Source organism: Pseudoalteromonas sp. L21, assembly GCF_021728035.1.
Taxonomy (GTDB): domain Bacteria; phylum Pseudomonadota; class Gammaproteobacteria; order Enterobacterales; family Alteromonadaceae; genus Pseudoalteromonas; species Pseudoalteromonas arabiensis.
Map to the genome: position 1 here is coordinate 608,174 of NZ_JAKKCV010000001.1, position 26,973 is coordinate 635,146.

Annotated in this window: 27 protein-coding genes; 11 read left to right on the top strand and 16 right to left on the bottom strand. The window is 41.9% G+C overall.

Features of this window, described 5'->3' with window-relative positions; translation table 11 throughout:
- Nucleotides 1-42: 42 nt before the first annotated feature.
- The gene (locus L3V41_RS02810; protein WP_062569616.1) at nt 43-1,230 is read right to left on the bottom strand and encodes an MFS transporter; all 1,188 of its coding nucleotides are present in this window, start codon (nt 1,228-1,230) and stop codon (nt 43-45) included.
- Between the two features lie 110 nt (nt 1,231-1,340).
- Here L3V41_RS02810 and L3V41_RS02815 point away from each other — a divergent pair, with 110 nt between their 5' ends.
- Nucleotides 1,341-2,228: a LysR substrate-binding domain-containing protein gene (locus L3V41_RS02815; RefSeq protein WP_237114342.1), complete on the top strand. Its 888-nt coding sequence runs from the start codon at nt 1,341-1,343 to the stop codon at nt 2,226-2,228.
- 99 nt (nt 2,229-2,327) lie between these two features.
- Nucleotides 2,328-3,419 (top strand): alkene reductase, encoded by a 1,092-nt coding sequence (locus tag L3V41_RS02820; RefSeq protein WP_237127131.1) that lies wholly within the window; start codon nt 2,328-2,330, stop codon nt 3,417-3,419.
- A 41-nt stretch (nt 3,420-3,460) separates the two neighbouring features.
- Here L3V41_RS02820 and L3V41_RS02825 read toward each other — a convergent pair whose 3' ends face one another.
- The 4 genes from L3V41_RS02825 to L3V41_RS02840 all read right to left on the bottom strand — a co-directional run bounded on the left by L3V41_RS02825 (nt 3,461) and on the right by L3V41_RS02840 (nt 6,916).
- Nucleotides 3,461-3,637: a hypothetical protein gene (locus L3V41_RS02825; protein ID WP_167346344.1), complete on the bottom strand. Its 177-nt coding sequence runs from the start codon at nt 3,635-3,637 to the stop codon at nt 3,461-3,463.
- Between the two features lie 96 nt (nt 3,638-3,733).
- On the bottom strand, nt 3,734-4,864 hold the full coding sequence (locus tag L3V41_RS02830) for a sodium ion-translocating decarboxylase subunit beta (RefSeq protein WP_062569613.1): 1,131 nt from the start codon (nt 4,862-4,864) through the stop codon (nt 3,734-3,736).
- Between the two features lie 10 nt (nt 4,865-4,874).
- On the bottom strand, nt 4,875-6,653 hold the full coding sequence (gene oadA / locus L3V41_RS02835) for a sodium-extruding oxaloacetate decarboxylase subunit alpha (protein ID WP_062570028.1): 1,779 nt from the start codon (nt 6,651-6,653) through the stop codon (nt 4,875-4,877).
- A 14-nt stretch (nt 6,654-6,667) separates the two neighbouring features.
- On the bottom strand, nt 6,668-6,916 hold the full coding sequence (locus L3V41_RS02840) for an OadG family transporter subunit (protein ID WP_062569612.1): 249 nt from the start codon (nt 6,914-6,916) through the stop codon (nt 6,668-6,670).
- Between the two features lie 521 nt (nt 6,917-7,437).
- On the opposite strand from L3V41_RS02840, the gene L3V41_RS02845 reads away from it, so the two are divergent.
- From L3V41_RS02845 to L3V41_RS02855, 3 genes are all read left to right on the top strand, one after another.
- The gene (locus L3V41_RS02845; protein WP_083515324.1) at nt 7,438-7,611 is read left to right on the top strand and encodes a DUF1328 family protein; all 174 of its coding nucleotides are present in this window, start codon (nt 7,438-7,440) and stop codon (nt 7,609-7,611) included.
- Nucleotides 7,612-7,662: 51 nt separating this feature from the next.
- On the top strand, nt 7,663-7,854 hold the full coding sequence (locus L3V41_RS02850) for a hypothetical protein (RefSeq protein WP_062569611.1): 192 nt from the start codon (nt 7,663-7,665) through the stop codon (nt 7,852-7,854).
- 229 nt (nt 7,855-8,083) lie between these two features.
- Entirely contained in the window at nt 8,084-11,050 is a 2,967-nt protein-coding gene (locus L3V41_RS02855) for a TonB-dependent receptor (RefSeq protein WP_062569610.1), read from the top strand.
- A 31-nt stretch (nt 11,051-11,081) separates the two neighbouring features.
- Here L3V41_RS02855 and L3V41_RS02860 read toward each other — a convergent pair whose 3' ends face one another.
- Nucleotides 11,082-12,008 carry a hypothetical protein gene (locus L3V41_RS02860; RefSeq protein WP_062569609.1) on the bottom strand — a complete coding sequence of 309 codons (927 nt, stop codon included), beginning with the start codon at nt 12,006-12,008 and terminating at the stop codon, nt 11,082-11,084.
- Nucleotides 12,009-12,131: 123 nt separating this feature from the next.
- Here L3V41_RS02860 and L3V41_RS02865 point away from each other — a divergent pair, with 123 nt between their 5' ends.
- Nucleotides 12,132-12,599 carry a YcxB family protein gene (locus L3V41_RS02865; RefSeq protein ID WP_062569608.1) on the top strand — a complete coding sequence of 156 codons (468 nt, stop codon included), beginning with the start codon at nt 12,132-12,134 and terminating at the stop codon, nt 12,597-12,599.
- 25 nt (nt 12,600-12,624) lie between these two features.
- Here L3V41_RS02865 and csrA read toward each other — a convergent pair whose 3' ends face one another.
- The 6 genes from csrA to ribA form a co-directional block, all read right to left on the bottom strand.
- Entirely contained in the window at nt 12,625-12,816 is a 192-nt protein-coding gene (gene csrA / locus L3V41_RS02870; protein ID WP_036970495.1) for a carbon storage regulator CsrA, read from the bottom strand.
- 93 nt (nt 12,817-12,909) lie between these two features.
- Nucleotides 12,910-14,127 carry an aspartate kinase gene (locus tag L3V41_RS02875; protein ID WP_062569607.1) on the bottom strand — a complete coding sequence of 406 codons (1,218 nt, stop codon included), beginning with the start codon at nt 14,125-14,127 and terminating at the stop codon, nt 12,910-12,912.
- A 6-nt stretch (nt 14,128-14,133) separates the two neighbouring features.
- Nucleotides 14,134-16,734 (bottom strand): alanine--tRNA ligase, encoded by a 2,601-nt coding sequence (gene alaS / locus L3V41_RS02880; protein ID WP_062569606.1) that lies wholly within the window; start codon nt 16,732-16,734, stop codon nt 14,134-14,136.
- A 17-nt stretch (nt 16,735-16,751) separates the two neighbouring features.
- Nucleotides 16,752-17,204 (bottom strand): regulatory protein RecX, encoded by a 453-nt coding sequence (locus tag L3V41_RS02885; protein WP_237127132.1) that lies wholly within the window; start codon nt 17,202-17,204, stop codon nt 16,752-16,754.
- Nucleotides 17,204-17,998, bottom strand: coding sequence for a BPSS1780 family membrane protein (locus L3V41_RS02890; RefSeq protein WP_193987694.1), 795 nt, complete (start codon nt 17,996-17,998; stop codon nt 17,204-17,206). The genes L3V41_RS02885 and L3V41_RS02890 overlap by 1 nt, the downstream gene beginning before the upstream one ends.
- A 78-nt stretch (nt 17,999-18,076) precedes the next feature.
- A complete protein-coding gene (gene ribA / locus L3V41_RS02895) occupies nt 18,077-18,703 on the bottom strand; it encodes a GTP cyclohydrolase II (protein ID WP_062569603.1) in 627 nt (208 codons plus the stop codon).
- A 341-nt stretch (nt 18,704-19,044) separates the two neighbouring features.
- Between ribA and L3V41_RS02900 the strand changes: the two genes are divergently transcribed.
- Entirely contained in the window at nt 19,045-20,118 is a 1,074-nt protein-coding gene (locus L3V41_RS02900) for an energy transducer TonB (RefSeq protein WP_237127133.1), read from the top strand.
- Nucleotides 20,119-20,144: 26 nt separating this feature from the next.
- Here the strand turns inward: L3V41_RS02900 and L3V41_RS02905 are convergent, their stop codons facing one another.
- Nucleotides 20,145-20,594, bottom strand: coding sequence for a low molecular weight protein-tyrosine-phosphatase (locus L3V41_RS02905; RefSeq protein ID WP_062569601.1), 450 nt, complete (start codon nt 20,592-20,594; stop codon nt 20,145-20,147).
- Nucleotides 20,595-20,603: 9 nt separating this feature from the next.
- Complete coding sequence (locus tag L3V41_RS02910; RefSeq protein WP_237127134.1) at nt 20,604-21,110, bottom strand: DUF3087 domain-containing protein; 507 nt, start codon at nt 21,108-21,110, stop codon at nt 20,604-20,606.
- Between the two features lie 119 nt (nt 21,111-21,229).
- Between L3V41_RS02910 and L3V41_RS02915 the strand changes: the two genes are divergently transcribed.
- Genes L3V41_RS02915 through L3V41_RS02925 form a run of 3 tightly spaced genes read left to right on the top strand, consistent with a single transcriptional unit; the run spans nt 21,230 to nt 23,024 of the window.
- Nucleotides 21,230-21,877: an energy transducer TonB gene (locus L3V41_RS02915; protein WP_237127135.1), complete on the top strand. Its 648-nt coding sequence runs from the start codon at nt 21,230-21,232 to the stop codon at nt 21,875-21,877.
- Nucleotides 21,878-21,883: 6 nt separating this feature from the next.
- Nucleotides 21,884-22,435 carry a sigma-70 family RNA polymerase sigma factor gene (locus L3V41_RS02920; protein WP_237127136.1) on the top strand — a complete coding sequence of 184 codons (552 nt, stop codon included), beginning with the start codon at nt 21,884-21,886 and terminating at the stop codon, nt 22,433-22,435.
- Nucleotides 22,425-23,024, top strand: coding sequence for a hypothetical protein (locus L3V41_RS02925; RefSeq protein ID WP_237127137.1), 600 nt, complete (start codon nt 22,425-22,427; stop codon nt 23,022-23,024). The genes L3V41_RS02920 and L3V41_RS02925 overlap by 11 nt, the downstream gene beginning before the upstream one ends.
- 254 nt (nt 23,025-23,278) lie before the next feature.
- Here L3V41_RS02925 and L3V41_RS02930 read toward each other — a convergent pair whose 3' ends face one another.
- Nucleotides 23,279-24,025, bottom strand: coding sequence for a hypothetical protein (locus L3V41_RS02930; protein ID WP_237127138.1), 747 nt, complete (start codon nt 24,023-24,025; stop codon nt 23,279-23,281).
- Nucleotides 24,026-24,303: 278 nt separating this feature from the next.
- Here L3V41_RS02930 and L3V41_RS02935 point away from each other — a divergent pair, with 278 nt between their 5' ends.
- Entirely contained in the window at nt 24,304-25,440 is a 1,137-nt protein-coding gene (locus L3V41_RS02935) for a PQQ-dependent sugar dehydrogenase (protein ID WP_193987699.1), read from the top strand.
- Between the two features lie 151 nt (nt 25,441-25,591).
- Here the strand turns inward: L3V41_RS02935 and L3V41_RS02940 are convergent, their stop codons facing one another.
- Complete coding sequence (locus tag L3V41_RS02940) at nt 25,592-26,968, bottom strand: Na+/H+ antiporter NhaC family protein (RefSeq protein WP_237127139.1); 1,377 nt, start codon at nt 26,966-26,968, stop codon at nt 25,592-25,594.
- Nucleotides 26,969-26,973 lie beyond the last annotated feature (5 nt).

Here is a 26,973-nt window from a genome sequence, read left to right on the forward strand (position 1 = left end):
CTAAAAGTGTGCAAAGGTTGGTACAGCTAACTTTCAGCGTTGTTATTTTTCTAGCTTCAGTTCTAAAACAGCTTCACGCTTATCTAAATAACCACTGTATCTTGTTGCAATTAACGCCGCTAAACTGATGATAGCGCCTATCCATGCAGTGTCTTGCAATGAGCAGTTTTCAACGACAACGCCACCTAACACTGAGCCTAGCGCAATACCGATATTAAACGCTGCAATGTTTAAGCCTGAAGCCACATCCACGGCATTGGGTGTGAATTTTTCAGCAAGTTTAACCACATAAACTTGCAGCCCTGGCACATTACCAAATGCAAATGCCCCCCATACAAGTACGGTCAGTACCGCAGCGACTTTAGATTGCATGGTAAAGGTCAACACCAACAGCACCATGCTCAAAGCACTAAAGATAATAGTAAGCGCATTAATGGGGCCTTTTTTATCGGCTAGCTTACCGCCGTAGATGTTACCAACAGCAACCGACACCCCGTAAACCAGCATGATTAAGCTAATAGTGGCTGATGCAAAACCCGTTTGCTGCTCTAAAATGGGCGCTAAATAAGTGAAGGCTGTAAATGTGCCGCCATAACCAAGTATGGTCATCAAATACACCAGTAAAAGCCTAGGTTGCACCATTACCTTTAATTGCTCACCCAACGTGGCGGGTTTACTTTGCTTTAAGTTGCTTGGAATTAAAAATGCGCTGCCAATAAGTGCGATTAAACCCAATAAAGACACCACTAAAAAGGTCGCTCGCCAGCCAAAATGTTGACCAATCCAAGTCCCTAATGGCACACCGGTTACTAATGCAACCGTCAACCCCGTAAACATAATCGCGATAGCACTGGCTTCTTTATCTTTACTGACAAGCCCTGTTGCGATGGTTGAACCAATTGAGAAAAACACCCCATGAGCAAGGCCTGTTAGAATCCTTGCGGTGATCAAACTACCATAACTAGGTGCTTGCCAAGCCAGTAAGTTACCGATAACAAACAGGCTCATTAAGCTCAGTAATACATGCTTTCTATTCCAGCGTCCGGTAAGCGCAGTTAATACTGGCGCCCCCACCGCAACCCCTAATGCATACAAGCTAACAAGTAGCCCTGCACTCGGTAACGAAACCATCAAATCATCAGCGATAGTTGGCACTAAGCCGACAATCACGAACTCAGTGGTGCCTATGGCAAACGCACTGAGAGTTAATGCAAGTAATGCAATTGGCATCACATATCCTCTATTAATTTTTGAAAGTGCGGCTATTGTGACTAAAATTAAATTTGCAAAAAATAGCGATAGTGACAAAATACTTTTGTCAAAAATGAAAAGGTATAGCCATGAGCGTGATCTCCAACAGCCAAGATTTAGAAGCATTTATTAGCGTGGTTGATACCGGCGGATTCTCAAGTGCAGCCAATGCCTTAGATGAGCAAGTAGCAAAAATATCACGGGCGGTAACTCGGCTCGAAAAATCTTTAAACGTTACCTTATTCAATCGCACAACAAGGCGCATTGAGCTGACCGAAGAAGGTCAGTTATTTTTAGGCTATGCTAGAGAAGCACTCAGTCAGCTTGCACAAGGTGAAGAAGCCCTAAAACTTCTACACTGTGCCCCATCAGGAAAATTAAGAGTCGATGCCGCAAGCCCCTTTGTGTTTCACCAATTAGCGCCACATTTAAAGGCCTTTAACCACGCTTACCCTGATATAAAACTTGAGATCACCAGCCACGACAACATTATCGACTTGCTTGAACATAAAACCGATATTGCTATTCGGATTGGCGAACTCGCTGACTCAAACTTACATGCGCGTACTTTGGGCATCAGCAAACTACAGCTAGTCGCAAGCCCTGATTATTTACAAGCTGCCCCACCATTAAATGAGCTAACCGACTTAGCCTCACAACAACTTATTGGTTTTACCGATGCGCCGCATTTAAATCACTGGCCGCTAACCACGCCTTTAGATCTTAAATTTTCAATCAGTGCATCTAGTGGTGAAACGGTACGCCAGCTTTGTATTCAAGGTCATGGCATTACCTTGTTGTCGGAATTTATGATTAACGAAGATTTAAAAGCAGGCCGTTTAGTGAAAGTGCTTGAAGGCGAAGTGCTAAGTCCTAATCGCCGTGAAAAAGTGCATGCGGTGTATTATCAAAACAGCGGAGTGTCATCACGAGTATTAGCATTTTTAGACTTTATAGCACCAAGGTTAACGCTGTAGTTTTTTGCACTTTTAACAAAAGTATTTTGTGATTACTGGCATTAATTTCATAAATAATATTCGTTATGCTGAACGCATAGTCGCTTTCAAGGAGCCGTAATGAACAAATTATTCGATACCGTACAACTTGCCGGTCACACATTAAAAAACCGCATTGTCATGCCACCGATGACCCGCTCTCGCTCATCACAACCAGGTGATATCGCCCATCAGTTAATGGCCGACTACTATGCACAACGTGCCAGTGCCGGCTTAATTATTAGCGAAGGCACACAAATATCAGCCCTAGGTAAGGGCTATGCTTGGACACCGGGTATTTATACTCCCGAGCAAATCGCTGGCTGGAAGAAAGTAACCGACAAAGTTCATCAAGCAGGCGGCATCATGTTCGCTCAGCTTTGGCATGTTGGCAGAGTGTCTCACCCTAGTAACACAGGTGGCAAGCAACCAATTGCGCCCTCAGCTATTGCAGCCAAGGGCGTTAAAGTATTTATTGATGAAGATGATAAACCCGATTTTGTTGCCACTGCCCTGCCCCGCGCAATGAGCCTTGATGACATCAAACGCGTTATAAACGAATACCGTCAAGCTGCCCGTAATGCAGTTGATGCAGGGTTTGATGGTATTGAAATTCATGCTGCTAATGGTTACTTAATTAATCAATTTATTGATTCAGAGTCAAACCAACGCACTGATGAATACGGCGGCAGTTTAGAGAACCGCTTACGTTTTTTACAACAAGTGACAAAAGCGGTGTGTGATGAAATTGGCGCTAACCGTGTAGGCGTTCGCCTAGCTCCGCTCACTACACTCAATGGTACGGTTGATGATAACCCGTTTGAAACCTATATTGGTGCAGCGAAGGTACTTAATGCTCTAAACGTTGCTTACCTGCATATTGCCGAAGCTGACTGGGACGATGCGCCATTAATGGAGCAAAATTTTAAACAAGCGCTACGTGAAAACTTTTCTGGGTTAATGATTTATGCAGGCAAGTACACTGGCCATAAAGCAGAACAAGCATTAAATGAAGGCTGGGCTGATTTAATTGGCTTTGGTCGTCCGTTTGTTGCAAACCCAGATCTGCCTGAGCGTATTGAAAAAGGGATTGCACTTGCACAGCACGATCCTGATACCTTGTTTGGTGGCGGTGCAAAAGGCTATACCGACTATCCTTTAGCAACGCACTAAAACAAAAAGCTCGCCAACTTATTTTGGCGAGCTCCTTATTGTTACCTCAGTAACAAGTAAATCAACTGGATCACCATCGAGATCATCACTAACGGCCATATATACTTAGCATATTTGGTTGCACCATCTAGTCCCATTTTTGAATGATACTTTTCAAGTAGTGGTATAAGAATAGCCAGTGCGATAAACAGGCATAATAAAATAACAAATACATTCATTGTGGCTTCCTTACACAATAGATCAGTTCAGGCTCTAGTCTATAGACAAAAAAAAGCGCAGTAAAATACTGCGCCAGTCGGTTGGAAGTAAACGACTTAGCCAACAATCGCTAACAAAATACCTGCAGCTACGGCACTTCCTAATACACCCGCTACATTCGGACCCATTGCATGCATTAACAAGAAGTTATGTGGATTGCTTTCAAGACCTACCTTATTTACCACCCGCGCAGCCATTGGCACTGCGGATACACCCGCAGCCCCCACCAGAGGGTTAATCGGCGATTTAGAAAACTTATTCAGACCTTTTGCCATAAACACGCCTGATGCTGTACCAATAGCAAAGGCCAAAGCACCTAATACCAAGATACCAATAGTTTCTACAGTTAAGAACTTATCTGCAGCAAGTTTAGAACCAACAGCAAGACCTAAGAAAATCGTAGTGATATTAATGATCTCGTTTTGTGCACTATTACTTAAACGATCAACTACACCTGATTCACGCATTAAATTACCTAAACAAAACATACCAACAAGTGGCGTCGCTGCAGGTAAAAATAAAATCGTCAGACTGAGTACCATCAATGGAAAAATGATTTTTTCTTTTTTTGATACTGCACGTAGCTGCGGCATTTGAATTTCACGCTCTTCTTTTGTTGTTAACGCGCGCATAATTGGCGGTTGGATAATAGGCACCAATGCCATATATGAATACGCGGCAACAGCGATTGCTCCCAGTAAATCAGGCGCAAGTTTCGAGGCTAAGAAAATAGCGGTTGGTCCATCAGCACCACCAATAATGGCAATCGCCGATGCATCTTGCAGTGAAAATTCAAAGCCTGGAATAAAGTTTAGTAAAATGGCGCCAAATAACGTCGCAAAAATACCAAATTGTGCCGCTGCTCCCAGTAACAACATACGTGGATTTGCAATAAGCGCGCTAAAATCCGTTAGTGCACCCACCCCCATAAAAATCAGCAATGGGAACACGCCAGAATCAATACCTATGTGATACACATAGTACAATAAGCCACCGGGGTCTGATAAACCAGCCACTGGAATGTTTGTTAAAATAGCGCCGAAGCCAATAGGCAGTAAAAGCAATGGCTCAAAACTACGAGCAATCGCTAAATACAGTAGCAAGCAGCCAACTGCAATCATGATCAGTGCAGGGAAAGTAAAGTTTGCAATCCCCGTTGCATGCCAGAGGTTTAATAATCCATCCATCCCTAGCCTCCTAAGCAAGTGCAATCATGGCGTCGCCGGTAGCAACTGAGTCACCTTCCGCAACTAAAATATCAGCCACAGTGCCGTCATGAGCGGCACGTACTTCGGTTTCCATTTTCATTGCTTCCATAATGATAACGACATCACCTTGATTTACAGTTTGCCCAGGTTTTACTTTGATTTTAAAAATATTACCTGCCAGTGGCGCATTGAGTGTTTCGCCAGCTGACGCTGATGCAGATTGTGGTATTAACTCACTGTCTTTAAGTGCAACTTCTTTAAGCTCGCCACCTTTTGCAACAACAACATCGTAAACTTTACCATCTACTTTCACACTGTATTGCTCAGCTTGAACCTCACCATTTGAAGAAGGTGTTGTTGATTGTTCAGATTTAGCTTTTTCACCAGTCGGCACAGGTTCGAAGGCATCAGGATTATGACGATTTTTAAGAAATTTCAAGCCTATTTGTGGGAATAAAGCATAGGTAAGCACGTCATCAATCACGTCATCAGCCAACTCTAAACCCTGCTCTTTAGCTTCTTTTAATAATTCAGCTTCAAGTTTTTCGAGTTCGGGTTCAAGTTTATCAGCAGGGCGACACGTAATTGCTTCGCTTCCGTCTAAAACACGCTCTTGAAGTTCTTTATTCATCGGCGCTGGGGTTGCACCATACTCACCTTTAAGTACACCTGCGGTTTCTTTAGTAATCGTTTTATAACGCTCACCCGTTAATACATTTAGAACGGCTTGCGTACCAACTATTTGTGAGGTTGGTGTTACCAGTGGAATATACCCTAAATCTTCACGTACACGCGGGATCTCTAAAAGCACTTGATCGAGTTTATCCGCAGCACCTTGTTCTTTCAGCTGGTTTTCCATGTTAGTTAACATGCCGCCTGGTACTTGTGCTAATAAGATACGGCCATCAACCCCTTTTAGGCTGCCTTCGAAAGCGGCATACTTTTTACGCACATCACGAAAATAAGCGGCAATTTCTTCTAACTGATTAAGGTTAAGACCAGTATCTCGCTCGGTTCCTTCAACAATCGATACTATTGTTTCTGTTGCACTGTGGCCATAGGTCATACTCATTGATGAGATAGCCGTATCCAACATATCAATGCCTGCATCAATCGCTTTTTGGTAAGTTGCTGTACTTAAACCCGTTGTAGCATGACATTGCATCGCGATAGGAATAGACACCGTCTCTTTTAGACCTTTGATCAGCTGTTCACAATCGTAAGGTTTTAATAATCCCGCCATATCTTTAATACAAATAGAATGACAACCCAGCTCTTCAAGCTGTTTAGCAAGCTTAAGCCACATATCGAGAGTATGCACAGGGCTCACCGTATATGAGATCGTTCCTTGCGCATGTGCGCCCACTCTAACCGCAGCCTTTATGGCTGTTTCAAGATTACGTACATCATTCATTGCATCAAAAATACGAAATACATCAACACCATTTTTATGTGCACGCTCGACAAACTTTTCTACTACATCATCAGCGTAGTGGCGATAACCTAATAAATTTTGTCCACGCAGCAGCATTTGTTGCTTGGTGTTTGGCATCGCCGCTTTAAGTTCACGAATACGCTGCCAAGGATCTTCGCCCAAATAGCGAATACAAGAATCAAACGTTGCGCCCCCCCATGACTCTATAGACCAATAACCCGCGTTATCGAGTTTCTCAGCCATAGGTAACATGTCATCTAAGCGCATGCGTGTTGCTAACAATGATTGATGTGCATCACGTAAAACTAGTTCGGTTAATTTTAATTTAGCCATTTTCAGCTGCCCCATTATTTTTGTTTATTTCTGAATTGAGCGATTGCAGCGCTAATAGCTGCGATGTGTGCTTGCGGCACCCCCTGCTGTGAGTGTATTTTTGCAGCTCGCACGGGCTCATTGCTGTTAGGTTCATCAAAACGATTCATCAGCCTAGACATTAAGGTCACGGCTGAAATCAAAATAGTTAAAAATATAAATACACCGATCATGCCCGTAATCATCAAGCTGGCCGCGGTTGAGAGTAACCCACCTATATCCATACTGCCCCCTCGCACTGTTATAAATAAAAAATCAATATAGTTAAATAAATATTCAACATAATAACAAACACATTCAATTTGTATAGCACCTTGTAAATTGGTAAAACCAATTTAATTTAAAATAACATGTAAAACACAAAATTAACAACCATAAAGGGAGCACATTAACAGCCGAATATAGATGATAAAAATACTCGATATAGTCATAAGTTATAAAGGTGATATGGTCGATTTTAAATAAAACCACGCTAACACAGGCTCTTGGGTGTATAAAAACACCGACAAGATAAATTGGTCTTACCAAAGAAAGATTTATAAGGGGTGTTATTTTACTCATTTAAGTTGAAAAATAATCACTATGAATAAGTTACAGGCTAATTCGTAAAAGTTACCAAAAGAAAAAATTCTACAACATCAAAAAAAACAGTAAGCCGTTGAAATTACTTAACATTTAATAGTGGCATAGAACTAGCTTTAATCATACCAACCGAAACGAAAAATTATTAGCCAAGGAGATCACTATGTTACGCTGGACAATCACTTTTTTAGTAATCGCGTTAATCGCTGCAGTGTTAGGTTTTGGCGGTATTGCAGGAGCCGCAGCAGGAATTGCTAAAATTATCTTTTTTATATTTCTTGTTCTACTTGTTATTTCGCTGGTATCAGGTGCGCTTAGAGGCAACACCCCCAGATAACAACCGAACAACGTTTATAGATTAATTTACACTATTATAAGGAATTTAATTATGAAAAGTTCAACTTTAAAAGCCGCTACTATCGCCCTATTTTCAGGTCTTTTCATCATGGGTTGTGAGGATAACACAGCTGAAGATGCAGGCGAGCGCATTGATGAAGCAATTACTGATACACAGAATGCTGTAGAAGATGCTTGTGAAGAAGTTAAAGAAGGCGTAAACGCAAAAGAAACTAACTGCTAATCCTTCTATACACATTACCAACCAGAAAAGCGGCCTAAGAGCCGCTTTTTTTTATGATTTTTATTCTACTCTCTCACCAAAAACAATAAAATTTCAATATTTATACATTTTCTTATCAAAAACTACACATTTACCTAGGTTGTGTACTAATCTAAACATGCTAAGAATGGATATCGAGTAGTAATCCATTGTTTTCTAGCCAACTATAATTAAATATTGGGAGATAACAATGTTAAAAAACAAACTATCAAATGCTGTAAAGCTGGCGATTAGTACAGGGGTTGTTTCTACAGCTCTTATATACGCACCAATGAGTGCAGCAGAAGAGACAAGCGACGCAAAAAAAGATCTCGAAGTAATTTCAATTACGGGTAGTCGTATTAGACAACCGGGCGCTGTTTCTGCAAGTCCAATTGTCTCAATCGGAGAAAAAGAATTAGGTTACCAACAAGAGCCTGAAGTAGAACAAATACTAAGAACTTTACCTTCAACAATACCTGGTGATGGAAGTAACGTAAATAATGGCTCTGGCGGTGCAGCCACCATTAACTTAAGAGGTTTAGGATCGCAACGTTCACTTGTTCTAATGAATGGACGTCGGATGATCCCATACAACTACAATGGCTCAGTTGACAGTTCGACAATTCCAACAGCACTGATTGAACGAATTGATATTATCACTGGTGGTGCGTCAGCTGTATATGGTTCTGATGCGATTGCAGGTGCAGTGAATGTTGTATTAAAAGAAGACTTTCAAGGTGTTGATTTAGATCTTAAACACTCTCAAACCGGTGACAATGATGGTGACAAAAACAGTATAGCCTTAACAATAGGTTCTAACCTAGAAGATGATAAAGGTAACGTTGTACTCTCCCTTGGCTGGAGTCAACGTGACCAAATACTACTTGGTGACCGTCCTTTAGGTTTACTTGGTATTGAAACGGCTACCGGTGCTAACTATGAACAATTCTTAAACGGTGAACCACCGGTTCCAGCTCCAGCAGATTGTAGTGGCCCTAACTCGGTTGAAAGTGGTGGCTCAACAACTGCATTTCCTACACGATTTGCAATCGTTGGCGCAGGTACAACAGGCTCAGGTCAGTTTAGAAATGATGGTACATTGCAACCAGATACATGTAGTGTATTTAACTTCAATCCATATAACTTTTATCAAACACCTTCAGAGCGTTATTCAGCAACCGCAATCGCTAAATATAACTTAACTGATGATCATAAAGTATACTCAAGCTTTAACTACACCAATACCAGTGTTGATACACAAGTAGCACCATCAGGTACATTTGGCTCAAGCTTTAATTTACCTTTAGCAAACCCGTTAATTGGCGATCAAGCGAGGCAATTTATGATCGATGGAGCTTCCGCAGCATTGGCTGCTGGTAGCTTAAATGATAGTAACTGGCAAGATGTTAACGGTAACGGCATTGTAGATAGTGAAGACTATCTAAAAGTGCAATTACGTCGTAGAACATTAGAATTAGGTGCTCGTACAGAACGATTTGACAGTACTCAGTTCCAAATTGTGACTGGTGTAACAGGTTTCTTCCTAGATGACTGGGAATATGATGTTAGCTATCAGTATGGTGAATCTAACCGAACAACTGTACGTGGTGGTTATACAAACCTAACCAATATTCAAAACGCATTAGACACAACGGATGGTGTAACCTGTAAAAATGGTGATTCCAGCTGTGTGCCAATTAATCTATTTGGTGGCTTTGGTACCATCACTGAAGAAATGGCAGGCTATGCACAAGCAATTGCCCTTCAACAACAAAAGTACAGCCAAGAAATTTTCACCGCAACCGTTAATGGTGCAATCGAGTTTATCGAAATCCCAGGTGCTGGTGCGCCACTTTCGATGAGTTTTGGTTATGAAAATCGTCGCGAAAAAGGCTTATTTGAGCCTGATGAATGTTTAAAACTTGCCCCTGCTAGTTGTCAAGGTGGTGCAGGTGGTAACCAACTGCCTATCACGGGTGGCTTTAAAGTTGATGAGTTCTTCTTAGAAGGTTACTTACCTGTGTTAGACGGCCTACCGGGTGCTGAAACTCTTGATGTAGAGTTTGGTTTCCGCTGGGCTGACTACGATACAGTAGGTAGCAACGAAACATGGAAACTTGGCTTCAACTGGCGTCCAGTTAGCGATGTACTTATCCGTGTTATGCAACAACAAGCAACGCGTGCACCTAACGTTGGTGAAATCGCTTCACCTGTTGTAACAGGCTTAGACAACGCGCTACAAGATCCATGTTCAGTTGCTAACGCCGCTAACATTGATGCCTCGCTAAGACAGCTTTGTATCTCAACAGGTATGACTGACGCCCAAGTTGGTAACGTACAAGATGTAATCTCTGGCCAAGTACAAGTCATTAGTGGTAGTGATCCTGCTAACCCACCAGGTGCTGAAGAAGCAGAAACATTCACTGCGGGTATTGTTTGGACACCTGAATTCAGTGCTGTTGAAAACTTCACAATTACACTGGATTACTATGATATTGATATCGATGACATCATTGGTGAGTTCTCAGCTCAAGAAATTCTTGATGCCTGTTACGTACTAGGTGATGCTAACGAGTGTGCGAAGATCAACCGTATCGGTGGCGACTTAACTATCGCGGGTGCGGGTATTGAGCAATTTACCACCAACTTAAAAAATCAACGTGCCGAAGGTATCGAACTTGGTTTCAACTTTGGTATTTTGCTTGATGACATGGGAGAGTTGCAATTCTCAGGTAATATTAATAAATACCTAACGCAAGAGTCGCAAAGCTCTGATACTGCACGCATTATTGACTGTAAAGGTTTTTACAGCACAAGTTGCGACCCTGTCTCTGAATTACGCTGGGTACAACGTACTAGCTGGATTTGGGAAGATCTAACCGTGTCACTACAATGGCGTCACATTGATGGTGTAGATATCGAGCCAATCGAAGCGCCAAATGTTTTTGAAGAATTCAGAAGCATCGAAAGCTATGATTATTTTGACTTATTCGCCAGCTACCATGTTACTGACTACATGAATGTTACATTCGGTATTGATAACATGTTTGAAAAAGAGCCACCTGTGGTTGGTAATGAAGCAGGTGATACTAGTTCAAACTCTGGTAACACATTTCCAAGTAACTATGACGTACTTGGTCGTCAATTTAAAATGGGTATTAAACTCAAATTTTAACTTTCTAAGAGCGGCCTAACGGCCGCTCATTTTATTTACATGTCGCTGTTAACGCTTTATCCGTTGCAACACTGGTTATTTGCCATTCCCCATCTTCTAGTTTCACACTTGCGATATCACTAACTACATAATCACCAGGCACGTTTAATCGCGTTAAATTTTCTGTGAGCTGTTGATAACAAAATGGCCCTGTATCTCCATGCATAATGAGCACAGGTTTTTTTGCAAATTTAGCAAATTGGGAAAAAGCATCGCGGTAGACTTTAAATGCATCACAGTTTGAGCGCAGTGTCGCAGTGCATGCTGATTTATTCGTTGCATTGTAAATATCAGCTTGAAAGCCAATGACATACGCTTTAACGCTTTGGTTATTTAAGCCCCGCTGCAACCACTCTAAGTTTAGCCTGTCGCGTTTATCTGCTGCATCCAAAGCATCATTTTTATCACTTTTCAGTATCTGCGCGCGCCCATTATGCGTGCCCGCGATATGCAGAGTCATAAACTCAATATTATTAAATTGCCAACGCGCATTCTCGTTCATATCGAGCTGATGAGTAAAACCTTGTAATAAGTTTGCTTTTTTATAGTAATCATCGTCATACATTAACCCTTTTACATATTCTAATCGCTCAAGCTCGTCAAACTGAGGGTTTAGGCTGTCACGATCGCAATCAGTCCATTCATTATCTCCCAAAGTATAGATAAAAGGCTTATCGGTAATAGCTGTTAAAAGCTGCTTATTTGCCTGCAGTAACTTGTTTGTACAAGGTAAAGACCCTGATTTCATATCACCTAAATGCATCAAAAAGCTATGAGGCGTGGATGCGACTGCACGTGCGAGCTTGCCGTTTGGCTGAGCGAGATTAATTTCATCTATTGGTGTGTATGGCATATCACCCATAACCAAAAAGGTATTACTAGCCATTGCGAGAGCGAATGAGGCTGAACTAATAAACATGCTATTTACACCTAAAAATACAATCATAGTAAGTTCTCATAATGACAACAAAATGAAAACCAACTGCGGCAGATTTTTTCTATCGGTGCTAAACTGCTGCCAGTAAATTAAGTAGGCCCCCGAATGACATTAAGTACAACTTACACACTAGATAAACCGTATTACTACGAATGCTTTGATGAGTCACTGCCCTACTCATCACAAGCCAAGCCTAAATACCCGCTACTGGCATTATTAATAACTCTGGGCTTATTAGCTTTTTATCAATTAGATAATCATTATTTAGGCAGCTTTATGATTATGCTTGCTGTCGTTGAGTGCCTTTCGTTTTATTACAAACGTCCGTGGTGGGTAGCAAGACAAATGATGAGCCGTGCATCAGGTAGCGAGGTGACCATTTTGTTTGACGATGAAGGGATTAAGGCTGAAAACCCTTATAAGAGTTACCAATTAAGCTGGCAGCAGGTAAGCGAGATTATTGAGACTGAACGAGGTTATATATTAAAAGCACAGCGCGGTATGCAATACATCTCTAAACAAGCACTTAGCGATGAAATAGTTGTTGAGTTAAATAAAAGAGCCACTCAATGAGTGGCTCTTAAGAATTTTTCGCTGATTAAACATTGCCCGGATTTGGGTTAGATTTCTCTGCTTGGATTCGCATATAGATTTCTTCACGATGTACTGATACATCTTTCGGTGCGTTTACACCAATGCGAACTTGATTTCCTTTAACACCAAGAACAGTAACAGTTACTTCGTCACCGATCATCAGGGTCTCACCTACTCTTCGAGTTAGTATTAGCATTCTCTTGCTCCCATGTTCCAAAAAATTAAAAGATTCCGCGTCAAAAACATTTTAATGAAAACTTGACTTAAAAGTAAGTAAAAACTCTAAATCTTATTCATTTTCAGTTAAAAAAACCTTATGAAGTGCACGCACAGCCAGCTCTAAATATTTTTCGTCAATTAAAACTGAAATCTTTATTTCTGATGTCGACACAAGCACTACTTTGATGTTTTCCTCTGCAAGGGCATTAAAAAATAAACTTGCTACACCTGAGTGCGATTTCATTCCTACACCTACAGCTGACACCTTGGCAACATTGCTTACTCCTTTAACAGACTCCGCTTTTATATTACTTTGGTTTAAAGTTAGAATTTCAAGTGCTTGCTCAAAATCATTTGTGTGCACAGTAAAAGCATAGTCTATTTTTTCAAAGTTATGATTAACTTGATTAATCATATCTATTTCGATACCGAATTCTGCAAAAAGTTGCAAAATTTTTGCAAGGTTTTCTACCCCTTGCTGCACACCATTGACATAAATTAAGCTTTCATCTCGATTAAAAGCAATACCCGACACAATATTGGTTTGCACATCCGGCTCCTCAAAACTGATCAAGGTCCCTTGATCCGGGTTAAAACTCGATAATACTCTAAGCGGTATATTGTATTTACCGGCTGCTTCAACACTACGTATGTGTAAAACTTTTGCGCCCAAGCTTGCCATTTCGAGCATTTCTTCAAAGGTAACATGGCTCATACGTCGCGCATTTGGTTCAATGCGCGGGTCGGTGGTGTATACCCCATCAACATCAGTGTAAATTTGGCATTCGTCGGCATTGATAGCACCCGCAATCTCAACCGCAGAGGTATCAGTACCGCCACGACCAAGGGTTGTGATATTACCTTCAATATCACGACCCTGAAAGCCCGCAATAATAGCAATCCGATTATGCTCAAGTTCATGCTTAAGACGAGTCGCCGCAATTTCTTCAATGCGCGCTTTGCCAAACATATTGTCGGTACGAATATTGACCTGATCGGCAAGTAAGCTTACCGCAGAATGGCCCCGTTTAATAATCGCCATTGCGAGTAAAGAGACTGACACTTGCTCACCAGTGGTTAGCAATACATCAAGCTCACGAGCACTTGGTCGAGAATCTATTTGTTTAGCGAGTTCAATAAGACGGTTAGTTTCTCCCGACATAGCCGAGAGCACCACCACAACTTGATGGCCCTGTTGCTTGGTTTTTACAACAAGGTCGGCGACGGCCTCAATTCGCTCTATTGAGCCAACTGAGGTGCCACCGAATTTTTGGACGATAAGTGCCACTAGTAGTTAAGAACGCTCAGATAACCAACCAGTTACACTTTCTAAGGCAGTAGCAAGGTTCTCTGGCTGAGTACCACCAGCTTGTGCCATATCAGGACGACCACCGCCCTTACCGCCTACTTGTGCAGCCATGTGATTTACCAGCTCACCAGCTTTCACTTTACCTGTTAGGTCTTTAGTAACACCGGCAATCAGGCTTACTTTGTCGCCATTGGCTACGCCAAGGGCGATAACACCTGAACCAATCTTCGTTTTCAGGTCATCAACCATGCCACGTAGTGCTTTAGACTCAGTACCTGCAACATCAGCAACCAGTAGCTTAATCCCGTTCACTTCAACAACAGAATCAAGTAACGATGCACCTGCTGCACTTGCAAGCTTGTCGTTAAGCTGTGCAATTTGCTTCTCAAGGCCTTTTGATTTCTCAAGTAATGCGGTTACTTTTTCAAGTACTGTGCTGCTATCACCTTTTACTAGTGCTGCAACATCATTTAACTGTTGCTCTTGCTCACTTACATAAGCAACTGCTTCAGCACCCGTTACCGCTTCAATACGGCGGATACCGGCAGCAATACCGCTTTCTGATACGATTTTAAATAAACCAATATCACCTGCACGCTTAACGTGAGTACCACCACATAGCTCAATTGAATAATCACCAATGGTTACTACGCGAACTTCGTCGTCGTATTTTTCACCGAATAATGCCATTGCACCTTTTGCTTTAGCATCTTCGATAGCCATTAGCTCAGTTTCAAGTGCAAAGTTACGACGGATTTCATCGTTCACTGCACGCTCGATTTGACGTAATTCGTCTTTTGTTACTGCTTCAAAGTGAGAGAAGTCAAAACGTAAACGCTCAGGGTCAACAAGTGAACCTTTTTGATTTACGTGCTCACCTAAAATTTGACGTAACGTTTCATGCAGAATATGCGTTGCAGTGTGGTTTTTCTTGATGCTATCGCGACGTGCTGCATCAATTGTTGCCTCTGCTTTATCGTTTGTACCAATACGGCCTTGAACACGACCATGGTGTGCAAATGCATTACCAAGCTTCGTAGTGTTAGTAACGACAAACTCACCACCCGCTACTTTTAACACACCGGTGTCACCAACCTGACCACCTGATTCAGCATAAAATGGTGTGCGGTCTAAGATTGCGATACCTTCTTGACCATCTTCAAGTACAGAAACCGATTGACCTTCACAGAAAAGTTCGACCACAGTACCTGTGTAATGCTCCGCATCGTAACCTTTAAAGTCTGTGTGTTTTTCAGACTTAAGTTGTTGGTTGTAATCAGCACCAAACTTACCTGCTTGCTGTGCTTGCTTGCGCTGAACAGCCATACATTCTTGGAAGCCGTGCTCATCAATCGTCATGAAACGCTCACGGGCCACGTCTGCCGTTAAGTCAGCTGGGAAACCGTAAGTGTCGTAAAGTTTGAATACTAAGTCACCTGGGATCACATCACCTTCGATGTCAGCTAGGCTTTCTTCTAAAATAGCCAGACCACGCTCAAGTGTTTTACCAAACTGCTCTTCTTCAATACGCAGTACTTTTTCAATAATTTCTTGTTGCTTAGCAAGTTCAGGGTACGCTTGACCCATTTGCTCAATGAGCGCAGCAACTAGCTTGTAGAAGAATGCACCTTTAGCGCCTAACTTGTTACCATGACGAACAGCACGACGAATAATACGACGTAGTACATAACCACGGCCTTCGTTTGATGGCATAACACCGTCAGATACTAAGAACGCACACGAACGAATATGGTCAGCCACAACGCGTAACGATTTATCACCTAAATCTTGTGCGTTGGTTACTTTAGCCGCCGCTGCAATAAGCGCTTGGAATAAATCGATTTCGTAGTTTGAGTGAACGCCTTGTAAAATTGCAGAGATACGCTCAAGACCCATACCTGTGTCAACAGACTGCTTAGGAAGCGGCTCCATTGTACCGTCGGCATGGCGGTTATACTGCATGAATACTAGGTTCCAGATCTCGATGAAACGGTCACCGTCTTCTTCAGGTGAACCAGGAGGACCACCCCAAATTTCTTCACCGTGATCGTAAAAGATTTCAGAACATGGACCACACGGACCCGTATCACCCATTGACCAGAAGTTATCGCTGGTTGCAATGCGAATAATGCGATCTTCACTTAGGCCTACTTCTTTATGCCAGATGTTAAACGCTTCTTCATCATCATGATAAATGGTAACAAGTAGCTTTTCTTGCGGTAGTTTCACTACTTCAGTTAAAAACTGCCACGCAAACTTGATTGCGTCTTGCTTAAAGTAATCGCCAAAGCTGAAGTTACCTAACATTTCGAAAAATGTATGGTGACGCGCTGTGTAACCTACGTTTTCAAGGTCGTTATGTTTACCACCTGCACGCACACAACGTTGTGAGCTGGTTGCACGCGAATAAGGGCGGCTTTCCGCACCTAAAAATACATCTTTAAATTGCACCATACCGGCGTTATTGAATAATAACGTGGCATCGTTACCCGGGATCAGCGAGCTTGAAGGAACAATTTGGTGTTGTTTAGAGGCAAAAAAGTCTAAGAACTGTTGCCTGATCTGTGCGGTAGTCATATGCTGCATGTGAAAATCTCACCCGTTTATTGCTGTGCTTGCATTGCAAAATCAATTTGTTCGTAATTAAAGCCTCGATACATCAAGTAGCGTACACGTTTCGCTCTTTCTTTCTGGTCGAGTTCTTTACCTGAATTTGAAAACTTCTTTAAATATGCGTCCTGTGCGAGTTCAAACCAATCGATTTCGAACTCCTCGAGCGTTTTGTCTAATAATGCTCGGTCTATCCCTTTTGCCATTGCTTCGCTCTGAATGCGTTTAGCACCATGATACTTTGCTAAATGGCGGCGTACAAACCCTTCGCAGTAGCGCTGTTCGTTAATAAAGTTGTGTGACTCACACCAATCTAACAAACGCTCTGTAAACTCGGGCATCGCCTCTTTTTGCTGTAACTTTCGTGTTAGATCGCGACGCGAATAATCTTGTCGAGACAGTAACCAAAGTACGTAATTCTTTAACTTTTGTTCTTTATCATCCATTACGCGTCAAAGCGCCCTGATTGTGACTGCGTCTGTGGTGCTTTTGGTTGGTCATCACCCTTTGGTACAACCGGCATAAAAATAGCCTGAAAAGACACGAAGAAGCTAATGTAACAAATTGGCATTAAAACCAATAGAGGAATAAACGATAAAGGAATACAGATCACTATTAAAACGGCGCAAATGAGGCCATAAACACTCAGTGGCGCCATATTATGGTAAAACACCATGAATGAGGTTTTTAGAACCTGCAACATATTGCTTTGCTTTTGAAAATAAACCAATGGAATAGCATAAGCAAACGCAGTCATATACACACAGATTGCCAGTAGAAATACCGCCACTTGCCCCATGGAAATAGTGGCCAGTAAATCAGCAATATGTGTTTGATTTTGTGGGTCAAACGTTTGGCTTGAAATAACCGCATAAGCATCGGCAAAAATAAAATTCGATAACAGGGCTAATAAAATACCCGCCGCCATCTGGTACACAGCAACACGCACTAAACCAATACGATTACCTTTATTACTAAAGGGTTTAAAAATATCAACTTGGCTAACCGTACCGCCTTGTTGTTTTGTCAACACTGCTTGATAAAAACCAGCCATTAAAAATGGCGCAACAAATGCACCGACGACTTGTAATAGCGGTAGCACTAACGATAAAAAGCCAACAACACCTATTAACAGGTGCATTAAAATAAACGTAACCGGTTGCAGCTTGAAGATTTCCCACCCTGCTTTAAACCATTTTACGCCTGCATCGGCTTTAAAAACACGAACTTCGATCGACATAGTTTCTCATTCAATAACGGCAAAACGCACCGAGTATAACTGGGTGCGCCACGGGTTTATAGTCACCTGTTGTGAAATTTATTCAGGCTTTTTAATTTTCTTAATATCAAGCATGTGCGAGCCATGTTTGATTTTCGTTTCAAGGTAAGCGCGGTTACCCACTACACCGGCTTTAATGTGTGCATGGGTACCAACCACTGAATCAACCTCAATGCCAGCATCACGCAGTGCTTTAAGCTTATTCGGGTTATTTGTCATTAACTTAACATGCTTTTGATTAAGAGCTTCGAGCATTAATACTGCATCTGAAAAGTCACGTAAATCATCAGCAAACCCCAAGTGGTTATTCGCTTCGTAAGTATTCATACCTTGCGACTGCAATACGTAAGCATCAATCTTGTTGTATAAGCCAATGCCACGCCCTTCTTGGCGTAAATACAGTAAAATACCACCTTGCTCGTGCATCATTTCAATGCACTCATTTAACTGCTCACCACAATCACAACGTGACGAATGAAATACATCGCCAGTTAAACACTCTGAATGCATACGAATTAAAGGTACGTCTTGCTCAGTGTCGGCTTGATTAAACACTAAAGCAACATGCTCTTGGCCATCATTTAAGCCACTAAAAGATACGATTTCTGCAGGAATATCACTGTTTTTGCCAACATTTAGCTGGACTCTTGCTCTTACTTGCGCCACGACAAATCCAAATTAAAAAATAAATGCGATACTGCAAATGTGATTACAACAGCTTGAAGGTTGTAAGAATGCAACATACGACGAGTGATAACTAATATTGAGGCAGTTACCAGCAATTCAAGTATTATACACTCAAAGCACTTAAAGATACGAGCTTTGCACTGTGTATTGCGGCTAAAATTGAAATACTGGCATGCAACTTTTAGTTGGAAAGTTTCTAAACAAGTGACAACACTCACGCCGTTTGCTACCATCGCCGAGGATAAGATTAATTCTCATTTACTCAACTTCCAACAATCTTATTCACGTACCTACACAGGAAAATAATAATAAGGATTATTATGAAAAAAATGTCTCTCGCATTATGTGCCACCCTGCTATTGAGCCAACCCAGTTTGGCGAGCCAAGATATAAACTCAGAATTTAATAACACTTATCGTGCTTACCTAGCCGCTATAGAGAAACATGAAGACGCCACCGAGCTTGCCAAAAAAGCCTATGCGCTTGGTCAAAAGGTATATGGTGAAGATGCTGAGAATACAGCGAATTTAGCAATCAACTATGCCAATACTCTACCTGAAAACAAGCAACAAGAGCGCTTTGAGCTATTCAAATATGCTTACGATACTCTAGCAAAAAATCATGGTAAGCTGAGCAACGAGGTTTACGACTCATTATTTGGTTTAGCTCATTCAACCAAATCGCCAAGACTTGCTTTTGACTACCTTGAAGACGCGATTGAAATCGCCACGATAAAAAAAGATCACAAACTAGTTGCTGATAGCAAACTCAAAGCAGCGCGTATCCTAGCTTACAAACCAAGTGGTGGTCGTTACTTCACAGCAAAAGCTTACCTAGAGGAAGCCGACGAATATTATAGAAATAATATCCCTGAAAACTCTGTTGAGCGTATTGAAGCTGACTTTTTAGTTGCCGCGTTTGCAGAACATAAAAAGAACTACGAGCAAGCGATAGAGCGTTTGACCCATGTCGTCACTGTTTTTGATGAAGCACTGAGTTTTGATCATAAAGCAGAGCTGGATGCTCACTCTAAACTTGTATATCTTTACGAAAAAGTGGGCAAACGAGAGGAAGCCACTAAGCATTGTGTTGCCATTGCCAAAATGGTGCCATGGAAAGACAGCCAAGAACAAGAACCCCTGTACCGTGTTAACCCTAAATACCCATTGATAAAAGCGCAACGAGGTCAAAGCGGCAGTGTTGTCATGGAATTTGAAGTAACCCCATCAGGCTTTGTTGATAAAATAACGGTTATTGAATCTAAAGGCGGGGGCGCTTTTGAGACAGAAGCCAAAAGGGCTGTAGAACAATGGCGTTATGCCCCTAAATTTGAAAACGGTCAAGCCGTTGCAGCGATTTCTAAGGTGCAATTAGACTTTAAAATCAACAAATAAATAAAAAGGGTCGCAGTGCGACCCTATCACAACGTATTAAGCAGGTTATCTGCTGCGTCTTCAATTAAATCGAGTACCTTTTCAAAACCTTGATCGCCACCGTAATAGGGATCTGGGATCTCGCTCTCCCCTGCATCACCATGACTTAAAAACAACGACAGCTTATATTGCAGGTGCTCAGGGCACTGAGCTTGTAAATCAGCAAGGTTTTGCTTGTCGGCCGCAAGAATTAAATCAAACTCATAAAAATCAGCTTGAGTAACTGGTCGCGAATAGATGCCTTTAAAACTATAGCCGCGCTTTTCGGCTGCTGCTTTTGAGCGCGGATCTGGTGGATTACCTTGGTGATAACCAATGGTGCCCGCAGAGTCAACTTTGACATTGACCCCCAGCGCCTTGGCACGGCTACGAAGAACCGCTTCAGCTGTGGGTGAGCGGCAAATATTGCCTAAACAAACAATCAACACCTTTTTCATTATTCGTCCTTAAAATTGCTTTAAGATTGTCTCATCATAACGTTCTGCATCAAGCGAGAGATTGTATTTATCTGCCACACTATCAAGCTCAGCCTGCTTAATTGCCAACTCATCCATGGTAATAGTGTTGTCATCAAGCTGCCATAACAAACGCGAACCGGCATAGCTGTAATGAATGGCTAATAAAGCATCTGCATTGCCCTCGCGCCCTGCTGCTTTTAACTTTGGCATTTTACGGGTGATTTTATTAAGGGCTTTTTTAAGCTCCCACACGTAGACAATTTCAGTCATGTAATCATGATTACGGTACTTATTAAGCACAAAGCCCACCAGCACACTACACACAACAACACCTAGTAAGTTCCAATGAAAATGGCTACCGCTTGGGTCAGGGAATAGCGCAATTAATGTTTGTGAAATGGCTAAACTGCCAACGGCTAAACCAATTACGCAGGCAATAATCACGTGATTTAAATGTTTACGGTAACGGGCTTTATCTATTTGAATAAGTTTCATAACAACCTAAAAAGTCACACTAAAATTAGTGAAAAAATAAAAAATGAAAAAAATTTTCACCCCTTTTTTATTTGCCAGCCGTTTTAGCTATGAAAGCAATTATCCAAAGAGGAACGGCTATGCATACTTTACCACTAAACTCAGCAAGCTTGAATAACAGCAATACGGCTTTAAAGACAAGCGCAGCAATTATTGGCGGCGGTGTAATGACCTTTGCAGCATTTGCCTTCATGCAGTACTTAATTTCTGCTGAGCAAAGAGCCGATGTAAAGCTAGGTCCAGATATCACAGTTGAAATTTATGAAGTACCTGAAGACTCCAAAGTACAAGTAAAACAAACACTGCCGCCACCGCCAGTTGCTAAAATGCCGCCAAAAGCGCCACCACGCCCTACGGCTGAAACCCCAGATACAATAGTCATTTCCGATGCAACACCAACAATGACTTTTGATGGCATTGGCGACACACTTAGTAAAACCATTAATCAACCAACGGGAGATGCAACGCCTATCGTGCGTATAAACCCGAAATATCCGCCGGTCGCAGCCCGCGATGGTATTGAAGGCTGGGTGCAAATTAGCTTTAGCATTTCACCAACGGGCGAAGTAATTGACCCTGTTATTATTGATGCTGAGCCTAAGCGGGTATTTGACCGTGAAGCAATTCGCGCTATTAAACGTTGGAAATATCGCCCTAAAGTTGTTGAAGGTGTGGCACAATTACAAACAAACCAAAGCGTTCAACTTGACTTTAAAATAGATGGATAACTGCCTATGCTAATGAGCATCAAGATATGGTTATTTGACAAGCCAAACACAGATTGTTTGGCGCAGTATGCCAAAACGGGCGACAACCGCTATCTTAACCAACTCGTTGCTCAATACGGGAACGATCTTTATCACTACCTAGTCACACAAAGTGATAAAGATCTTGCCTTCGATATATGCCAGCAAACCTGGTTAAAAGTCATTGATAAACGCGACTTTTACACTGCTCAAAACAACCCAAAAGCGTGGCTTTTTCGGTTAGCACGCAATTTGTTAATTGATGAATTTCGTAAGCAGCAAAAGTTCGTTGAGTTAGAAGACAACCAACTATTTACTGAATCTCAGGATACAAGTTATCACTACGACTACGAAGCCTTTGATAAAGCACTCATGGCACTTAGCTTTGTACAACGAGAAGCGCTGACCTTACAACAAGAAGGCTTTAGTCTCGAAGATATTGTTGCTATCACGCAAAGTAACCCAGAGACCATTAAAACTCGGCTGCGATATGCCCGTCAAAACCTGAAACAACAACTAGGAGGCCATCATGAAGCGTAACGACGAGCAACTCGATGCTGATTTAAAAGCACATTTTCAAAAACGTAAGGCAGAGCATAGCTTAAGCAGCGACGAGCTTTCACGCATGCAAAAGCCACTGTCAGCAACGCCAAGATCACAGCGCTTTTTAGGCCTACAAATGACCGGTGTTTTTGCTGCTTTAGTAATTCTTGGTTTTGTCATGCTGCAATACAACAACCGCGAGTTAACCGATGTTTATGCCGTGGATTTATCTGATTACCAATGGCTTGAGGTACACGAACTCGACGCCAAAGGCAGCTATGTGAGTAATCTTAAACAGCAAAAACAAAACCTAGATGCTAACTACCAACAAGCATTAGCCAATCACCAAACCCGTACCCGCTTCACCGGCCGTTTAGTAAGCGTTGATAACGACTGGTATATCGCAGATTGTGAGCAAAATGTCATAGTACAAATTAAACAATCACTACTAGAAGAGCTACAAAAACACGGCACCCTAGATACCCATATTCACCAAGGTGACCTACTCGCCCTAGACCAAAACAAACAAGGCCAAATCATCGCACTTAAACAGCTAACCCAAGAGGCGAAAAAATGTGAAGCTTGAAAACAGCTATCCGGTTTAAAACAAAGTTAGCGAGTTACAAGGGGAAAGAGTAAAGGAGTGCCGTAGGCGTGAAATTTATTTCGCGCGATGGTTCAACGAGCCATCAGCTTTCAGCCGTCAGCTCTCAGATTTAAAACAAGTTAGCGGGCTACGAGAGTAAAGTCGCAAGTTTTTAAGTAGCAGCGGGTTTACCCCGCGTAGTTAGTTTTCAGATGTCAGATCATTCTTCTGACATCTGATACCTAATATCAATCTCACTCCCCTACCTTCGGTAGAATGCTTTTACTAATCACTTCAAATTTACCTAGGTCTATCAGCATTGAGTAAACTTCATCGTTGTTAATAAATACAACGAATAAATTGCCTTCAGCATTGAGGTTAGACTCTACAATGCGGTTGTAACCTGAAATAACTTCGCTGTAGTTTGAGCCATCAACCTTGCTTAGCGCGAAGGTGCGCTTATCTTTGCCATCGAGCAGTTTGTCGTTGTTGGTATCGTTTTTGATAACTTCATACGAAACTGCCTTAGGAGCATAGACTTTTTGCTCCTTGTAAGGACGAGTATCAAACTCTTTGTAATGGCTTAAAGCACCAAACTCTATGATCAACTGATCCGTTGTGTTAAATAGCCACTTAGCGTGATTGGTTTTGTCATTAAGAAACAAGATGTTCTTTGAGCGCGTAGGTCTGTATTTATAACCACCGCTAAAATTATTGTAAACTGTTACGTCAGCTTTCACCTCAATATCCAGTTTTTCTGATTCCAACGGGATAAAGTAAAAATCACTCCCCTCGACCTTACGGGGGTAACCCAGTTTCCACTTTTCTTGCTGCTTTTCATCTTCAGCTAAGTTTAGTGTTTGTTGCTGTACATAGTTATCGGACTTTAGTAAGTAAGCAACAAAGTTATACCCTATTGCTGCTGCTCCAATGATTAAGCCTAAAAGTAAAATTATGCCGTTAACATTCCACACCCATTTAAAAAACTTTTCTGACTTCATACGACTTGTTAAATCCTTTTAAGAATAAGAACTTGCTAAGCTAGCAGATTTAAAACAAGTTAGCGAGTTACAAGGGGAAAGAGTAAAGGAGTACCGTAGGCGTGAAATTTATTTCGCGCGATGGTTCAACGAGCCATCAGCTTTCAGACTGACGGCTAAGCCTCCGCTCTTTACCTCGCTTTTCCTACCAATAATCGCACATTGCTCTAATGTTAATAACACTTTAATGCTGAACCAGCTAGGCTAGTAACATCGTGTTTAAATATTATGGAGTTACCATGAAAAGGTCTTTGTTTAACAGTTTAATCATCGCCTTGATTAGCTTGCCGAGTTTGCAAGCCTGTGCCCAGCCGGAGCAAAAGATTCCTCTGGATGCCAGCGCGAATAACTACAAACTAGAATTAGTAAGCGAAGGAATTCAAATTCCTTGGGGTATGGCTTGGCTTAACGAGCGTGACTTACTCGTTACCGACAGACGTGGCGAGCTTAGGTTAATTCGTGATGGCAAACTCGTTGAGCAAGTCGTTAAAGGCACACCTAAAGTACATGACGAAGGCCAAGGCGGCTTATTAGATATAGAGCTTGATCCGAACTTTGCCGACAATGGTTGGATTTACTTTTCGTACTCAGGCTATGAAGGCGATGGTGAGGGTTACAATACCTCGATTATGCGCGCCCGCTTTAAAGATATGACACTTGTTGACCAGCAACTGTTGTTTGATGGCGAGCCAAATATTAAAACAACGAAACACTATGGTTCGCGTATTGAGTTCGACAAAGACGGTTACTTGTACTTCTCTATTGGCGACCGTGGTAAAAGAGACGTTCACCCACAAAGCCTAGACTATGATGCGGGTAAAATTCACCGTATCAATAGCGATGGCTCTATCCCTAAATCAAACCCGTTTTATAACCATAAAACGACTCACAAAAGTATCTATTCGTATGGACACCGTAACCCTCAAGGTATGGCAATGCATCCTAAAACGGGGGTTATATGGAGCCATGAACATGGCCCTCGTGGCGGCGATGAAATTAACATAGTTAAAGCGGGTGCAAACTATGGTTGGCCTGAGATCACCTATGGGATCAACTACATTGGCACAACAATTACCGACGAAACCAGCCGCGCAGGAATGGAGCAACCTGATTGGTATTGGGTGCCTTCAATTGCCCCTTCTGGCATGGAATTTATCACCAGTGACAAATACCCACAGTGGCAAGGTCACATTGCCGTGGGTTCGATGAAGTTTGGCCACCTTGTTTTGGTGAAACTTGATGGTGACAAAGTAACTGGTCACAGTAAGGTATTTGAAGGGGTTGGTCGCGTACGCAGCCTTGCCACCCATCCTAATGGTGATTTATATCTTGGTGTTGATGGTGTGGGTGTTTATAAGGTTGTACCTAAGATATAACTGTAAGATGTGAACGTGCGGACTATCGCGTATTGTAGGTGTGAAATTTATTCCGCGCGATGGTTTTTGCAATATCAAGCAATAAAAAACCACAGAGAAAGTTCTGTGGTTTTTTACGTATAGCTTACAGCGATTAACTTCGAGCTATTAATTATAAAACAATAATACTCGTTACTAGGTAAGCGATGAAGGTTAACGCACCGCCGAATAAAGCATACGGCATTTGGGTTTTCACGTGAGTTAATAAATCACACCCTGATGCAATGGCCGATACCGCGCTGGTATCTGAAATTGGCGAGCAGTGATCGCCAAACACACCGCCACCTAAAATAGCCGCAATCACTAATGAAGGTGGTAAACCCAAAGCTTGAATGAGCGGTACACCGATTGGAATCAGAATCGCGAATGTGCCCCATGAAGTACCTGTGGTAAATGAAATTACCGCACCGGTTAAAAATAACACTGGCACAACTAAGTAAATAGGTAAAAAGTCACCTACTAGGCCTGCCACAAATACACCCGTACCTAAGTCTTTTAAGCTTGCACCTAAGGTGAGCGATAGCAATACAATAGACACTAATGGCAGTAACTCACCCATGCCTTTAAAGCCAATATCAACAAGCTTATGGTGAGTAAATTCACGAGAGCTAATCATTAGAAAGTACGCCACAACACAGGCTAAAATAGTAGCATATAGCACTGATTTAGAACCACTACCACTGGCAATATCGCCATCGCCAGTCCAGAACATAAAGCCAACCATACTACCGATTAAAGTAATAAGCGGAACAAGCATGTAACGGGCTTTAGAGCCTTTTACTTCTTCTGCAAGCTCCGTTTCTTGCTGTTCAAAATTTTCTTCTGCTTGCTTTAAAGGGCCATGTACTTTGTCGAAAGTAATCGTATAAAACACGATAAGTAACGCGATAATAGCGTAGAAGTTATAACCAATGCTGCCCCACAGCACAGATACCGCAGACTCTTCCATTTCGTAATTACTCAGCAGACCAAGCACATATGCGCCCCAGCCATTGAGTAAAATTAAGATACACACAGGTGCGCTGGTACTATCAATAATGTAGGCAAGACGCGCTCGACTCATTTTAAATTTATCGAATAAGCCACGAGACAAAATACCCGAAGTTAGAACACTTAAGTTCGATTCAATAAATACCGCAATCCCCGAGAACATGGTTAAGTAACCCACTTGGCGCTTACTTTTTGCCACGCCCTTATTCATCAATAAATTAACCGTTGCAGCCACACCACCCGATTCACGAATGTAGGCAAGTAAAGCACCTATTAAAATACTAAAAATAAGAATACGGCTATTACCAGGGGAGCTGGCAACTTCAATAACCCGCTCAATGGTATTGATAAAGGTGAAAAACAAGGTATTACCTTCACCATTCAGAGCAAGTAAAAACTCAGACGACGCAACCGCGACCAATAACGCCATGATCACTTCTTTGCGCCAAAACACAATTAAGATAGCAATCAAGGGTGGTAAAATTGAATACCAAGACATAAAAA